13 protein-coding genes are annotated in these 14,598 nt (G+C 58.1%); 8 read left to right on the top strand and 5 right to left on the bottom strand.

Annotated elements, in window-relative coordinates; genetic code table 11:
* Positions 1–34 precede the first annotated feature (34 nt).
* The 3 genes from cobT (at position 35) to IEX10_RS02510 (ending at position 4,293) form a co-directional block, all read left to right on the top strand.
* A complete protein-coding gene (gene cobT / locus IEX10_RS02520; protein WP_188670585.1) occupies positions 35–1,906 on the top strand; it encodes a cobaltochelatase subunit CobT in 1,872 nt (623 codons plus the stop codon).
* Between the two features lie 76 nt (positions 1,907–1,982).
* Positions 1,983–3,788, top strand: a complete 1,806-nt coding sequence (locus IEX10_RS02515) for an aminopeptidase P family protein (RefSeq protein ID WP_188670584.1) — start codon at positions 1,983–1,985, stop codon at positions 3,786–3,788.
* 154 nt (positions 3,789–3,942) lie between these two features.
* The gene (locus IEX10_RS02510; protein ID WP_188670582.1) at positions 3,943–4,293 is read left to right on the top strand and encodes a DUF427 domain-containing protein; all 351 of its coding nucleotides are present in this window, start codon (positions 3,943–3,945) and stop codon (positions 4,291–4,293) included.
* 35 nt (positions 4,294–4,328) lie between these two features.
* Here the strand turns inward: IEX10_RS02510 and IEX10_RS02505 are convergent, their stop codons facing one another.
* Positions 4,329–5,993, bottom strand: a complete 1,665-nt coding sequence (locus tag IEX10_RS02505; protein WP_188670580.1) for a chloride channel protein — start codon at positions 5,991–5,993, stop codon at positions 4,329–4,331.
* 93 nt (positions 5,994–6,086) lie between these two features.
* On the opposite strand from IEX10_RS02505, the gene IEX10_RS02500 reads away from it, so the two are divergent.
* Positions 6,087–7,463, top strand: coding sequence for an FAD-binding oxidoreductase (locus IEX10_RS02500; RefSeq protein ID WP_188670578.1), 1,377 nt, complete (start codon positions 6,087–6,089; stop codon positions 7,461–7,463).
* 80 nt (positions 7,464–7,543) lie between these two features.
* Here the strand turns inward: IEX10_RS02500 and IEX10_RS02495 are convergent, their stop codons facing one another.
* Entirely contained in the window at positions 7,544–8,035 is a 492-nt protein-coding gene (locus IEX10_RS02495) for a GNAT family N-acetyltransferase (RefSeq protein WP_188670576.1), read from the bottom strand.
* A 112-nt stretch (positions 8,036–8,147) separates the two neighbouring features.
* On the opposite strand from IEX10_RS02495, the gene IEX10_RS02490 reads away from it, so the two are divergent.
* From IEX10_RS02490 to IEX10_RS02475, 4 genes are all read left to right on the top strand, one after another.
* On the top strand, positions 8,148–8,756 hold the full coding sequence (locus tag IEX10_RS02490; RefSeq protein WP_188670574.1) for a flavin reductase family protein: 609 nt from the start codon (positions 8,148–8,150) through the stop codon (positions 8,754–8,756).
* Between the two features lie 34 nt (positions 8,757–8,790).
* Positions 8,791–9,660: an S-methyl-5'-thioadenosine phosphorylase gene (locus IEX10_RS02485; protein ID WP_188670572.1), complete on the top strand. Its 870-nt coding sequence runs from the start codon at positions 8,791–8,793 to the stop codon at positions 9,658–9,660.
* Positions 9,657–10,733 (top strand): alpha/beta hydrolase, encoded by a 1,077-nt coding sequence (locus tag IEX10_RS02480; RefSeq protein ID WP_188670570.1) that lies wholly within the window; start codon positions 9,657–9,659, stop codon positions 10,731–10,733. The genes IEX10_RS02485 and IEX10_RS02480 overlap by 4 nt, the downstream gene beginning before the upstream one ends.
* Before the next feature lie 96 nt (positions 10,734–10,829).
* Positions 10,830–11,363: an adenine phosphoribosyltransferase gene (locus IEX10_RS02475; protein WP_188670568.1), complete on the top strand. Its 534-nt coding sequence runs from the start codon at positions 10,830–10,832 to the stop codon at positions 11,361–11,363.
* Between the two features lie 22 nt (positions 11,364–11,385).
* On the opposite strand, the gene IEX10_RS02470 is transcribed toward IEX10_RS02475, so the two are convergent.
* From IEX10_RS02470 to IEX10_RS02460, 3 genes are all read right to left on the bottom strand, one after another.
* Entirely contained in the window at positions 11,386–12,795 is a 1,410-nt protein-coding gene (locus tag IEX10_RS02470) for an FAD-binding oxidoreductase (RefSeq protein WP_188670566.1), read from the bottom strand.
* 57 nt (positions 12,796–12,852) lie between these two features.
* On the bottom strand, positions 12,853–13,605 hold the full coding sequence (locus IEX10_RS02465; protein ID WP_229678406.1) for an MBL fold metallo-hydrolase: 753 nt from the start codon (positions 13,603–13,605) through the stop codon (positions 12,853–12,855).
* Positions 13,606–14,013: 408 nt separating this feature from the next.
* Positions 14,014–14,598, bottom strand: a complete 585-nt coding sequence (locus tag IEX10_RS02460; RefSeq protein ID WP_188670564.1) for a GNAT family N-acetyltransferase — start codon at positions 14,596–14,598, stop codon at positions 14,014–14,016.

Below are 14,598 nucleotides of genomic sequence, written 5' to 3'. Positions count from 1 at the left end.
GATGGAAGAGTGAAAGGTAAAGGACGGGACGTCTATGAACAAACCAAACGACAATCCCGCTGATCCGTTCAAAAAGGCGCTGGCCGAGGCGACCAAGGCGATGGCGAACGAGCCGGAGCTGAACGTCACCTATACGGTGGACCCTCCCGGACAGTCCAATGACGCCATGCGACTGCCACAGGTGACACGGCGGATGACGCGGGACGAGGTTCTGCTGGCGCGTGGCACGGCGGACGCCTATGCTTTGCGTCACCGCTACCACAATGAAACCACGCACAACCGCTATGCACCCCAAGGTGAAATGGCGCGGTCGCTGTACGAAGCGATGGAAACCGCCCGGTGTGAAGCGATGGGCGCGCGGGCCATGCCTGGCACGGCGGGAAATATCGACGCCAAGATCAGCAACGAAGCCGCCAAAATGGGCTTTGCCCAGATACAAGACGCCGCCGGTGCACCGCTGGCCACGGCTGCTGGCTATCTGGTGCGCCATCTGGCAACGGGGCGCGATCTGCCCCCTGCTGCGGCCCATGTGATGGAGCTGTGGCGCGGGTTTATTGAATCCCAAGCCGCCGACACGCTGGGCAATCTGGATGATGTGCTGGACGATCAGGTGGCGTTTTCCAAGTTTGCACGCCAGATGATTGACGATCTGGGCTACGGCGAACAGCTTGGCGATGATCCGGACGAGGAAAATCCGGACCGTCAGGACGAAGCCGAAGAGGATAATCAGGAAGACGAAAACCCTGATACCGACAGCGGCGACCAGTCCGAAGAAGACGACGACAGCGAAGCCTCGCAGGACCAGCAAGCAACCGACGAACAGCAACAGGCCCAGACCTCTATGGAGGAACGGGACGAGCTGGACGACGCCGAAGAAATGGAAGCCCCCGACGGGCAACCCCCGCTTGATCCGCCCCCGCCTGCGGCCCATTCCGATGCGGATCCGAACTACCGTGTTTATTCCACCGAGTTTGACGAGGAAGTTCTGGCCGAAGAACTGGCTGAACCGGCAGAACTGGAGCGGCTGCGTGCCTATCTCGACCAGCAGCTTGATCCCCTGAAAGGGGCGGTTTCGCGACTGGCAAACAAACTGCAACGCCGCCTGCAAGCCCAGCAGAACCGCAGCTGGCAGTTTGATATGGAAGAAGGCATTCTGGACGCCGGGCGTCTGGCGCGGGTGATTTCCAACCCCACTACGCCTTTGTCTTTCAAGGTGGAAAACGACACAGAGTTCAAAGACACTGTGGTGACGCTGCTGCTGGATAACTCCGGTTCTATGCGCGGACGACCCATTTCGATCGCCGCGATTTGTGCGGACGTTCTGGCGCGCACGCTGGAACGCTGTCAGGTGAAATGTGAAATCCTCGGGTTTACCACGCGGGCGTGGAAAGGCGGGCAAAGCCGTGAAAACTGGCTTAAGGGCGGGCGTGAACAGACGCCGGGCCGCCTGAACGACCTGCGCCACATCATCTATAAAGGTGCGGATGCCCCGTGGCGTCGTACGCGGCCCAATCTGGGCCTGATGATGAAAGAGGGTCTGCTGAAGGAAAACATCGACGGCGAGGCGCTGGAATGGGCGCACAAGCGGATGATCAACCGTCCCGAACAGCGCCGCATCCTGATGGTGATTTCCGATGGTGCGCCGGTGGATGACAGCACCTTGTCGGTGAACTCTGCCAGCTATCTGGAAAAACACCTGCGCGATGTGATCGAGATGATCGAGAAGCGCAAACAGGTGGAATTGATTGCCATAGGGATCGGCCATGACGTGACCCGCTATTATGAACGGGCCGTAACCATTACCGATGCAGAACAGCTTGCCGGTGCCATTACCGAACAACTGGCCGGACTGTTTGACCCGACCGGAAATTCCGGCCCGAAAATGGTGCTGCGCCGCAGCGCCTGACGGTTGCCTGCTTGCGGGGGCCTTTTGGCCCCTGCTGCGCCCCGATACACTCGACAATTAACAGGCAGAAACCCGCATGTTCCAAAGCTTTGAGGCCACCACAACACCACAAACCGGCGGACCACGGCTGGCGCAGTTGCGCGACGTCTTGAAAGACCGTGCGCTCGATGGATTTGTGGTGCCGCGCGCGGATGCCCATCAAGGGGAATATGTGGCCGATGCGGATATGCGGCTGGCTTGGTTAACGGGATTTACAGGCTCCGCAGGGTTTTGCGTCGTTTTGCAGGATCGCGCGGCGGTTTTCATCGACGGGCGCTATCGTCTGGCGGTGCGCGAACAGGTCGATCTGGAACATTTCACGCCGGTGGACTGGCCTAAAACGAAACTCGGCGACTGGCTGGTGGCGAACGCCCCCAAGGGCAGCGTCATCGGCTTTGATCCGTGGTTGCACACCAAAGGCGAAATCGACGCGGCCAAGGCGCGGCTGGAGGGCAGCGGTGTTACTCTGCGCCCTTGTGATAATCTGGTGGACGTAATCTGGCAGGACCGCCCAGCCCCGCCCCAAGACCTGATGGTGCCTTACGACATTGCGCTTTCAGGCGAATCCAGTGCTGATAAACGGGGCCGCATGGCGGAAAAGCTGCGCCAGTCCGGCCATAAATCGACTGTGCTGACGCAACCGGATTCCATTGCATGGCTGTTGAATACTCGGGGCAGCGATCTGGGGCATACCCCTGTGGCACTGGCCTTTGCCACGCTTGATGATAGTGGCCACGCCGAACTGTTTATCGACCCTGCCAAAGTAGATGACACCCTGCGCGCCCATCTTGGAAACGATGGGGGCATTAACGATCCCGCTGCGTTGGGGGCGGCAGTTGATCGGCTGCAAGGCCCTGTTCTAGTGGATAAATCCACCGCGCCTGTCTGGCTTGATGCCAGATTGCAAAAGGCTGGAACCCCTGTTGCCTATGACGCCGATCCGATCCTGCTGGCCAAAGCCTGCAAGAACGAGGTGGAACTTTCCGGCACCACAGAGGCCCACCTGCGGGACGGCGCTGCGGTGTGTAACTTCCTTGCTTGGGTCGACAGCCTCGGCCCTGCGCCGGACGTGACAGAAATCGACGTAGTAAAACAGCTTGAGGCTTTTCGCGCGGAAACTGGAAAGCTGCGCCATATCAGTTTTGACACCATCTGCGGCACCGGCGCGAATGGCGCGATCATGCACTACCGCGTGACCGAAGAGACCAACCGCCAGATCGAGCCGGATAACCTGCTGCTGGTGGACAGCGGCGCGCAATACCTTGATGGCACCACGGACATTACCCGCACGCTTGCCATTGGCACGCCGCCCGCCGAAGCGGTCCGCGCTTTCACGCTGGTGCTAAAGGGGATGATCACCTTGTCCATGGCCCGTTTCCCCAAAGGGGTCAGCGGACGGGACATTGACGCGCTCGCCCGCAACGCGCTGTGGCAGGCGGGGCTGGATTTCGATCACGGCACCGGTCACGGCGTCGGGGTTTATCTGTCGGTGCATGAAGGACCGCAGCGGATTTCCCGAGCATCCGATGTGGCCTTGCAGGAAGGCATGATCCTGTCAAATGAGCCCGGCTATTACAAACCGGGTGCCTTTGGCATCCGCATTGAAAACCTGATTGTTGTGCAAAAAGCCCCGCCGATTGCAGGCGGCGATGATCGGGAAATGCTGAATTTCCGCACGCTTACCTTTGCGCCAATTGACCGCAAAATGATCGACATCGCTCTGTTGACCCAAACGGAACGGGACTGGCTAAACAGCTACCACACAGAAGTTCTGGCCAAACTGGCGGGACGTTGCGGCCCTGCGACACTAAACTGGCTGGAACAGGCCTGCGCAGCAGTATAACACTACGTTACAAAGCCATGATAAACTGGCCACGGATCTAAAGTCCGGCCGGTCATCACCCCGCCCCCTCGACCTGCGCAACTGCCAGATCGAACAGGGGGTAAGCGGGCCGTGGCGCTTTATTGAATGAACGACTGAATTTGGGAGAGACATAATGGGGACAGAACCGGAAATCGTGATCGAGCCGGCACCGGGTAACTGGAGCATCCGTGCGCAAGGCGCCGTGATCGGTGACACTTCCCGCGCGCTGTTGTTGCGTGAAAACGGCTATGAGCCCGTGCTCTACGTGCCGCGCGACGATCTGCAAATGGTGTTTTTCGACGCTTCAGACAAGACCACTCATTGCCCCCATAAGGGCGATGCCACCTATTATCATCTGGTGGGCAAAAACCGGCGCGACGAAAACGTGGCGTGGTCCTATGAGGCGCCTATAGACGCCATGACAAAAATTGCCGGTCATCTGGCATTCCATAAAGGCGCTGTTACCATTGATCTGGTAAGCTGATCGCCGCGCAATTAATCGGGCGATGGCCGGATGGGTCAGGCGTGATGTTCGCGCACTGTTTCGGCCATTGCCTCACTATAGGCGCGCAGGGCATCGACCTGAAACAGCGTGCCTAACAGTTCCTCCACTTCGCCGGAATCGTTAGTAGACACCACAGGCAGGAACTGGTGGGTGGCCCCGTCAAACAGGGGCAACGCCGCCTCTAGGGAACTGGTTTCCATCACATAAGCACCCTCTTTGATCAGCGTATCGCACAGTTCGCGGCTGCCCATACGCGGATGATCAAGCCCCCGCATCAGTTTGGACACCGGCAGTGTGGCCAGCAGATAGGCCTGCGGCCCCGCAGCAAGACGCACGCCGCGCCGCTCCAGTTGTTCCAGAAAGAACGACCGCGCCACAAATCTGCCAGCAACCGTGGTCGACAGCGCCACCGCAAGCATCACCGCAAGCCCCATCTGCCAGTCGCCCGTCATCTCAAACACGATCAGCGTTGTGGAAATCGGTGCGCCCAGCACCGCCGCCCCGACCGCCCCCATCCCCGCCAGCGCATAAAGCGACAGTGTGCCAGAAACGGTCGGGAAAATCGCGGTCGCCACCCAGCCGAACGCCAGCCCCGTCAACGCGCCAAGCATCAGCGCAGGGGAAAACGCACCGCCCCCCATCCGCCCCGCCATCGTGACAGCAACCGCGGCCACCTTCACAACCGCCAGCCCAACAGCCCCCCAAAAGGTGATCTGTCCGGTCAGCGCCAGAAACGTGGTTTCATAACCGACACCAATGATATTGGGTACCCAGATCGCCATTGATCCCAGCACCAACCCCGCAATTGCAGGCCGCAACCAGCCCGGAATCTTGAAGCGCTGTTGCCATTCATCGCCCCAGTCTTCCGCAAGGAAGATGGATTTCATCATAATAACAGCCACGATGCCACACACGATGCCCAGCAGAACAAAGGCCGGCAGCTCCACGTAAAATTCCAGCTCATGGGATGGTAGGGTAAATTCAGTGATGTCGCCAAACCCGAAGCGGCTGATCAGGGCACCACAGACCGATGCCAGCACGATCGGGCCGAAGGAATGTACTGCATAATGGCGCAGGACCACCTCCATCGCGAAGATCGTTCCAGCAATCGGAGCGTTAAAAGACGCCGCCACAGCGCTGGCCACTGCACAGCCCAGAAGATCCCGCGCCGTTATGCCGTTGGCTTTGATCAGACGCGAGACTTTGGAGGAGATCACCGCTGCCAGATGCACCACCGGCCCCTCCCGCCCCGACGACCCGCCAGTTGAAAGTGTGATGAACGACGCCACAGCCGAGGCCAGCCCCGCCTTACCCTCTACCTTCCCGTTATTCAGCGCCGCACCCTCTATCGCATGGGCCACCGTGCGCACCCGCCCGTCAGGCGTATAGCGTTGCAGGATTATACCCACGATCAGCCCGCCGATGACCGGCACCACCAGCACCCAGAACCACGGCAACTGGCTGGCGGCAGAGGCAAGCTGCACATCACTTTCGCCGTAAATCCACGTCTGCAATGCGGAAATGCCGACCCGAAACCCCAGCGTTGCCCAACCCGCAGCACACCCGATGACCAAGGCAAGCCCCCAGAACATAAGGGAATTCACCCCATCCTTGCGAAAGGACGGCATGCCTTCGCGATTCCACAGCCGCGAGACTCTCTGGGGGCGATTGCCGGACATGTTGCTACTCCGCAGACTGGACCCTAGCAGGATTTTGCGCTTTTCACTTTGCCTACATGGATTTACGTTGCGCTTCAATTAGGAGGAAGACGAATGTCCGACAATCAAACCGCTATTTCTGAACTTCAAGTCCTTTTGGGCGATCGGCTGTCCACCGCCGAGGCCATCCGTCACCAACACGGTGAAAATGAAAGCTATTTTGAAAACACCCCGCCCGAAGCCGTAGCCTTTCCGAAAGACACCCGAGAGGTGTCCGAAATCATGAAAATCTGCCACAAACACGGCTGTCCGGTGGTGCCTTGGGGTGTCGGGACCTCGCTTGAAGGTCATGCGCTGGCGGTGCGGGGTGGTGTTACGATCAACCTCGGCTCTATGGACAAACTACTGCATGTGGCGCCTGAAGATCTTTACGCCGTGGTACAACCTGGCATCACGCGGGAAACGCTGAACACAGAATTGCGCGCCACCGGATTGTTCTTTCCGGTTGATCCGGGTGCCAATGCCACCATCGGCGGCATGACGGCAACATCCGCATCGGGCACCACCACTGTGCGCTACGGCAAGATGAAGGACAACGTCATGGCGCTGGAAGTAGTTATGGCGGACGGGCGGATCATCCGCACCGGCTCCAAAGCCAAGAAAAGCAGCGCCGGCTATGATCTGACGCGGCTGTTTATTGGTTCTGAAGGGACGCTCGGGATTATTACGGAACTGACGCTGAAACTGCACGGGCAACCGGAATCGGTTTCGGCTGCGGTCTGCGAATTCGAAGATACCGCAAGTGCAGTGAACTCTGTGATTATGGCGGTGCAAATGGGCCTGCCGGTGGCACGTATGGAGTTTATCGACCCGCTGAGCATCCGTGCGATCAACGCCTATTCTAAAATGACCATGCGCGAATGCCCGCATTTGTTTATGGAATTCCACGGCACAGAAACCAGCGTGGCCGAAGAAGTCCAGCGCATGAAGGACATCACAGAGGAATTCGGCGGCGGCGGTTTTCAGTGGGCCACCAAAGCCGAGGACCGCAACAAGCTTTGGCATGCCCGTCACAATACCTATTTCGCGCTCAAGGCCCAGAGCCCGGGCGCACAGGGGCTGTCTACTGATGTCTGCGTACCGATCTCCAAGCTGGCCCAAGCGATCGAAGACACCATTGCAGATGTGGAAGCCCACGGATGGCAGGCGCCGATTGTGGGGCATGTCGGGGACGGCAATTACCATGTGCTGTTCCTGTTTGACCGCCAGAACGCCGAGGAGTTTGCCCTTGCCAAGGAACTGACCCACCGCATGAACATGCGTGCGCTGGAACTTGGCGGGACTGTCACCGGAGAGCACGGGATCGGTATGGGCAAGATGAAGTATCTTGACGACGAACATGGCGATGCGGTGCATGTTATGGCTGATATAAAGCGGGCCTTCGATCCCACCGGCATTATGAATCCGGGAAAGATTGTGTCTGCGAATTAACCCTACCGGACGGGGGCGCTGCCCCCGGACCCCCGGGATATTTTAGTGAAAATGGATATGGTTGTGCTTGGGAGTGCGCGTTAGACCGCGCGGTCAATCAGGCCTTCTACGCCCTTAAACGCATCAGGTTGGAGCGGCAGGCACAACAGGCGATCGGGGTTTGTTGGCGGCGGGAAAGTCATTGTCCTGCTCTTTTCAAAGCCGAACTTGCGGTAATACGGGGCATCGCCCACAAGGATCACACGTCCCCAGCCGGTATTTGCCGCCCGATCAAGACTGTCACGGACCAAAAGGCCGCCAAGGCCTTCGCCCTGATAGGTCGGGTGTACAGCCACCGGCCCCAGAAGCAGCGCGTCGTGGCGGGCCGTGCCAACAACCACCGGCCAATAGCGGATCGCACCGGCAAGCACGTTGTAATCATCCCGCGCCACAAGACACAGCCCCGCCACAGGTTTCACCCCTTCACGCAACCGGTAAGAACTGAGCGCTTCGCGACCTGGTGCAAAACACAGGTCGTAAAGATACTCGACCTCGTCCCGGTCGGTCTCTGTCTCAGGCGTCAGTTGAAACATCGTTGAAAGTCAAACCTTTGAGAGCAACAGAGCGTTGCGGGGAAAACTACTGGCACCGGCGATAGCAGACCGCTACAAAAGGGGCAACGCAATTGAAAACCGGACAACTCTAATGTTTTACCGCCCCGGCCATGATGACCACGGCCTTCCCCACAATCCCTACAAAGCGATTGTTTCTCCCAGACCAATCGGCTGGATTTCAACGCTGACCCGTGACGGAACCGCGAACCTCGCGCCTTACTCCTTTTTCAACGGTGTGGCTGATGACCCGCCGATGGTGATGTTCTCTACCACCGGTAAAAAGATCGGACGGGATGAGGTCAAGGACAGCCTGACGAACATTCGCGATACTGGCGAGTTTTGTGTTTCGATCGTGTCCCATGCCCTGAAAGATGCGATGAACCTATCTTCGGGCCATTACGCACCTGATGAGGATGAATTCACCGTCGCCGGATTGGAAAAAGGCACCCCCAACGTGGTGAAAGCGCCTTTCGTGGCTGCGGCCCCTGCGGCGCTGGAGTGCAAGCTGTTCAAGGAAATCGAACTGCCCGGCGGCGCTGTCATGGTGCTTGGCGAAGTGGTCGGCATCCACATCCGCGACGAACATATCACCGATGGTATACTGGATGTGACCAGCTACCAACCGATGGCGCGGCTTGGCTATCGGGACTATTCCGCCGTGACGGATATTTTCTCTTTGAACCGACCCGGTCAGAAATAGATCCAAGGCAGCAGACAAGAACAGGGGTGTGCAGATGGACACAGTGATCGGAATTATCGGCGGCAGCGGCGTGTATGACATTGAGGGTTTGGAAAACCCCCAGTGGATCACCGTCGAAAGCCCGTTTGGAAAAGCATCGGACGACCTGCTGGTCGGACGGTTGAACGGGGTGAAGATGGTGTTTTTACCCCGTCACGGGCGCGGTCATGTGCAGACGCCTACCAGCATCAACTACCGTGCCAATATCGACGCGCTGAAGCGGGCTGGTGTGACGGATGTGATTTCGGTTTCGGCCTGCGGATCTTTCCGTGATGAAATGGCACCCGGCGACTTTGTGATTGTGGACCAGTTCATTGACCGCACCTATCTGCGCGAGAAGTCCTTCTTCGGGCCGGGCTGCGTTGCCCATGTTTCGGTCGCCCACCCGACCTGCCCGCGTTTGGGTAAAGCCTGCTTTGAGGCCGCGCGTGCCGAAGGAATAGTCGTGCATGATGGCGGTACCTACCTCGCGATGGAGGGGCCGCAGTTTTCAACACTGGCAGAATCCCGCATGTACCGCGAAAGCTGGGGCTGTGATGTGATTGGCATGACCAATATGCCCGAAGCCAAGCTCGCCCGTGAGGCGGAGCTGTGTTATGCCTCTGTCGCGATGATCACCGATTATGACAGTTGGCATCCCGATCACGGCGAAGTGGATGTGACGCAGATTATCGCGACCCTGATGGGCAATTCTTCCAAGGCCAAAGGACTGGTAGCCCGCCTGCCCGACCTGCTGGGCGCAAAGCGCAAGGATTGCCCGCACGGGTGTGACAAGGCGCTGGAGTTTGCCGTTCTGACAGGACCACAAGACCGCGATCCCGCCCTTGTTGCCAAGCTTGATGCTATTGCGGGTCGCGTTCTATGAACCTATCGCATATGGCGCTTGTGGGGCGCGGGATGATACTGGCGCTGCTGCTGGCCGCCTGCGCGGATCGGGGCATGATTACGGTGGCCAAAAACACGCCGCCCGATGCCGCGATTGAAAACATCTTTATCGCCACCACCCGACAACCTGCCGAAGGCAGCCTTGTCTTTTCCAGCCTGCGCACCTCTGTGCTGTCCTTTGCACGCTTGGACATTTCCATCCCCCCGACCCATCAACCGGGACGGATCGAATGGCCGGAGAAACCCGAAAAACGCACAGACCCGGCGACCGAGTTCGCCACGAGAGAAATCGTGCGCTACGGTTCTGCGCAAGACTTTGGCGCCGCATTGGGAACAAGTGCGCAAAAGGCCCAGCGCGAAGCGATTGTCTACGTTCACGGGTTCAACATCACGTTTGCCGAAGGCACTTACAGGATGGCCCAGCTGTCCCACGACCTGAAAAGCACCAGCACAGCAGTTCATTATTCATGGCCCGCAACGCAAAACACGCTGGAATACACCCGTGATCGGGACAGTGTGCTGTTTGCGCGGGACGGCCTGCAATCCTTGCTAGAGATACTGGCCGCACAATCTTATGAGCGGATTGTGATTGTGGCCCATTCTATCGGATCCAATCTGGTGGTGGAAACTCTGCGTCAGATTTCGCTGGAGGGTAAGAAACAGGTCGCGCGCAAGCTGGCTGGGGTGGTGTTGATCTCTCCTGATATTGACACTAACCTGTTTGAAATGCAGCTCAGTCGGATCAAACCGCTGCCTAAACCGTTTGTTATCTTCGGGGATGAAGCGGATCTTGCCTTGAAAGCATCTGCCTTTCTAACCGGCCAGAGCAATCGGGTCGGGCAATTGAAGGACACCGAAACCCTGCGCCGGTACGGTGTGCAGTTCGTCAACGTCACCGACATTGACGATTCTGACGACAAACTGGGCCACACAGTTGCGATCACGTCACCCACCGTTCTGTCGATCCTACAAAAACTGCCAGTCATGGGGCCGCTGTCCTATTCAGAAGACGGGGCCGTTTTACAAACACTGATTGATACCGCAAAACGTTAAAACAAGCGCCGAAGCGTCAGGCGCAAGGACGGGGTGGTGCCCGTGCTATTGCCTGTGATACGCCGCCCCTAAACACGACCCTGAAAGAGACATTCCATGACCCGTGACATTACCGATTTCATCCGCACCATTCCCGATTTTCCGCAGAAAGGCGTGATGTTTCGCGATGTCACAACACTGTTTGGCAACCCCGAGGGCATGAAACTGGCGGTGGCGCAGATTGTCGACGCATTCAAAGACACAGAAATCACCGCGGTCGCCGGACTGGAGGCCCGCGGGTTTATCATCGGTGGCGCGGTGGCAGAGCGGCTTGGCACCGGATTTGTTCCGCTGCGCAAAAAGGGCAAATTGCCGGGTAAAACCCTGTCAGAGGATTACACGCTGGAATATGGAACTGCGACCATCGAAGTGCATGACGATGCGCTGAAAGCGGGCGACAAGGTGCTGTTGATCGACGATCTGATCGCCACCGGCGGCACTGCGGCGGCGGGGATCAAGCTGGTGGAACGGCTTGGCGCGACAGTTGTGCACGCGGCGTTTATCATCGACCTTCCCGATCTTGGCGGGGCGCAAGTGGTGCGTGATCTTGGCGTGCCGGTCACAGCGCTTTGCGCCTATGACGGGGACTGATCCCCGTCCAGTGTGATCGGGATCAAACGCTGATCACAGCCCCCGGATTCATGATACCGAGCGGATCAATCGCCTGTTTGATCCCGCGCATCACCGCCAGTTTCGCAGGGTCTCCGTAGCGTTGCAGATCGGCGGCCTTCAAGCGGCCGATCCCATGCTCTGCCGAGATTGAGCCGTCATAGGCATCCACCAGATCGTGGATCATCCGCATAACATCGGGTTTCAGGTGCACCCAATCGGCTTTGGGCTCTCCGGCCGGTGGGAACACATTGTAGTGCAGGTTGCCATCCCCAAGATGGCCAAAGCTGTTCAACCGCACAGGGCCGAACTGTTTCAAAGCCTGCTGCCCTTCGGCGATAAACTCTGGCAGTCTGTCGATCGGGATCGAAATATCGTGGCTGGAAATCGCACCGACACGTTTGTTTGCCTCGGGGAGGGATTCGCGCACGGTCCAGAAGGCATCCCGCTGGGCGGCAGATTGGGCCAGTACGACGTCTTCGACCAACCCGTCCTCAACAGCTTGCTCCAGCACGTCCATCAACCGACTGTCTACGCCACTGCCGGTTCCACCTCCGCATTCGGCGAGGACCATCCATTCGGATCGCTCGGCAAAGGGCAAACGGATTTCCGGCATGGTTTCGGACAGCAGATCAAAGCCGGTGCCATGTACCAGTTCAAACGCACTGACCAACCCGTCGAGCGTTTCCTGCATCCGCGCCAGCAACTGCGCGGCGGCTTTCGGATCGGGCACCACCGCGAAACATGTGGCCAGTTCTAGCGGCTTTGCCACCAGTTTCAAAACAGCCGCCGTAATCACCCCGAGAGAGCCTTCGGAACCGATCAGCAGGTTGCGCAGATCATAGCCGGTGTTGTCTTTGCGCAGACGCTTTAGCCCGTGGTGGATCGTGCCATCAGGCAGGACAGCCTCCACCCCGAGACACAGCTCCCGCGTGTTGCCATAGCGCAGCACCTGCACGCCCCCTGCATTGGTGGCAAGGTTGCCCCCGATGCGGCAGGACCCTTCAGAGGCAAGCGAGAGCGGAAACATCCGACCCGCGCTTTCAGCCGCCGACTGAACCTCGGCCAGTGTCATACCTGCTTCAACCGCGATCGTATTGCCCACCGGATCGACGTGGCGCAGGGCCTTCATCCGCTCCAGCGACAAGATCAGCGGCGCTGGCCCCTCTGCCAGAAGCTGGCCGCCGACCAGTCCGGTTCCTCCGCCATAAGGCACCACCCCAACGCGGGCCGCGCTGCATGTCCGAAGCACCAAAGAGACCTCCTCTACTGAGCGCGGGCGGGCCAAAATGCCACCAATCCCCAGCATCATACCGCGCGGTTCTTCAAGATAGGCGGGCGGCACCGGACCGGCCAGTCCGGCAGATTCTGCGTTCAGTTGGTTCTGGAGAGTTTCTGTGGCGGGGTTCAGCATGTTCAGGCTCCTGTCTGGCAAAGGACTAGCCAATCCAACAGAGGCGCACAAGAAGCGCTATTCGTATTCGGTGATGAAACGGGGCGGGACGATCATAACGGTCGGGCGGTTTGGCAATAAATCCTGACTGATCACAAAGCTGCTGTCGGGCAAGGTCACGATTTCAAAAGTGTCTCGCATTCCGGCCACAAACCGGTTGAGCGTCGACTGACCAAACCAGTGCATCGGCAGCACCACAGAGGCCCGCAACCGTTTCAAAAGCGTCACCATCGAGAGCAGATCAAGCGTCATACTGCCATCCACGGCGGCCATCACCACATCCAGCCTTCCGATACGGGCAAATTGTTCGTCCGTCGGAATGTGATGGAGGTGACCCAGATGGCCGATACACAGGCCCGCAACTTCAAAGATAAAAATGGAATTTCCGTCAGGCTCCTGCCCGCTATAGACGCTGCGAATGTCTGTTGTGACATTGCGGATCAGCATCTCGCCCAGTTCCAGTTCATGATCCGCCACACCGCCCTTGGGGTCCCAACCCCGCAGCACATGGGGGATTTGCGGGTCTGGATGGCTGGTGTAGTGGCTGGAATGGCCCTTGTTCATCGTCACCACATCGGGGGCTTTTTCGGTTTGCCCGATGTATCCGTTATAATCCGTTACCACCCGCATACCGCCAAAAGTATCAATGACATACATGGAATGATCGGCGTAGGTAATCTGCACCTGATCCACCGTTAGCGCAGCGCGGTGTATCGGCGGACCGTTTTCAGCAAATGCGAGACAATGGCTCGGCGAGCGGGTCTGTGCCACAGCGGTTTGCGCAAAAAGGACACTTAACAGGATCAGAAAACACCGGATGGCTACACTCCTTTAGGTGATTCCCTTACCAGTTTAACGCGAAGTCCCGCGACTTCGGGGGAATTATCTGAACAAGCGGGAATGAGGCCGCTCTATGCCAGTTGCAACGGGTGGTCCCTAACCAACTTGAAAGGTTAACGGGACGTTGCTGCAAATTGGGCGGCAACGGAAACACTACAACATTTAAGATTTTCTAATGCTTACTCTTATTCAATCATCATACTGCAAATATGAAGCTTCATATATGAAGCTTCATAAAGTTAACAAACGATGGTTTGCTCATCAAAATACACCGGACACACCGCCTCGGAAATCTTTGAAAATTGATGACCGGATAGCGCGTAAAAGCGCCCAGCGCCCCTACCCTGCGTCGGTTTTCCCGCGCCGATCACTGCGCAAATTCGCGTAAAGCACATGGGTCCGCCAGCGCCCTGCGATTTGCAGATAGCTTTGTGCCACCCCTTCGTATTTGAAACCGGTCTTTTCCAACAACCCGCGAGAGGCCGCGTTTTCCGGCAGGGTAGCCGCCTCGATCCGGCTAAGGTCCAACTGATGAAACGCAAAATAAACTAACGCTTCGATCGCATCCGTCATATAGCCGGAGCGGGCATAATCCGACCCGATCCAATAACCAAGCGTGCCCGCCATCGCCGGACCGCGCCGGATATTATCCAGCGTGATCGCCCCAAGCAACGCCTGATCGTCCCTGCGAATAATGAATAAAGGCAAGCCCTTTCCGGACTCATAGGTCTTGCGGGCCCAGAACACACGGTTGCTAAAGGCACGGCGCGAGAAATGATCGGGAGACCAGACCGGCTCCCACGGCTTCAGAAAATCCTCACCGTCCTGACGCAGATGAACCCATGACAGGTGATCCCCCATCACAGGCATGCGCAAGGTCACATGCTCGGCTTCGATTATGACTTTAGGTCGGCGTTTGAACAT

The sequence above is a fragment of the Neptunicoccus cionae genome, assembly GCF_014643735.1.
GTDB classification, from domain to species: domain Bacteria; phylum Pseudomonadota; class Alphaproteobacteria; order Rhodobacterales; family Rhodobacteraceae; genus Amylibacter; species Amylibacter cionae.
Note: the sequence above shows the minus strand (reverse complement) of the source record. Positions and strands in the feature narration are given on the sequence as shown.

Bases quoted from the DNA above. Each gene is read 5' to 3' on its own strand.
- cobT (WP_188670585.1), top strand. From the start codon at position 35: ATGAACAAACCAAACGACAATCCCGCTGATCCGTTCAAAAAGGCGCTG.
- IEX10_RS02515 (WP_188670584.1), top strand. From the start codon at position 1,983: ATGTTCCAAAGCTTTGAGGCCACCACAACACCACAAACCGGCGGACCA.
- IEX10_RS02510 (WP_188670582.1), top strand. From the start codon at position 3,943: ATGGGGACAGAACCGGAAATCGTGATCGAGCCGGCACCGGGTAACTGG.
- IEX10_RS02505 (WP_188670580.1), bottom strand. From the start codon at position 5,993: ATGTCCGGCAATCGCCCCCAGAGAGTCTCGCGGCTGTGGAATCGCGAA.
- IEX10_RS02500 (WP_188670578.1), top strand. From the start codon at position 6,087: ATGTCCGACAATCAAACCGCTATTTCTGAACTTCAAGTCCTTTTGGGC.
- IEX10_RS02495 (WP_188670576.1), bottom strand. From the start codon at position 8,035: ATGTTTCAACTGACGCCTGAGACAGAGACCGACCGGGACGAGGTCGAG.
- IEX10_RS02490 (WP_188670574.1), top strand. From the start codon at position 8,148: ATGTTTTACCGCCCCGGCCATGATGACCACGGCCTTCCCCACAATCCC.
- IEX10_RS02485 (WP_188670572.1), top strand. From the start codon at position 8,791: ATGGACACAGTGATCGGAATTATCGGCGGCAGCGGCGTGTATGACATT.
- IEX10_RS02480 (WP_188670570.1), top strand. From the start codon at position 9,657: ATGAACCTATCGCATATGGCGCTTGTGGGGCGCGGGATGATACTGGCG.
- IEX10_RS02475 (WP_188670568.1), top strand. From the start codon at position 10,830: ATGACCCGTGACATTACCGATTTCATCCGCACCATTCCCGATTTTCCG.
- IEX10_RS02470 (WP_188670566.1), bottom strand. From the start codon at position 12,795: ATGCTGAACCCCGCCACAGAAACTCTCCAGAACCAACTGAACGCAGAA.
- IEX10_RS02460 (WP_188670564.1), bottom strand. From the start codon at position 14,598: ATGTTCAAACGCCGACCTAAAGTCATAATCGAAGCCGAGCATGTGACC.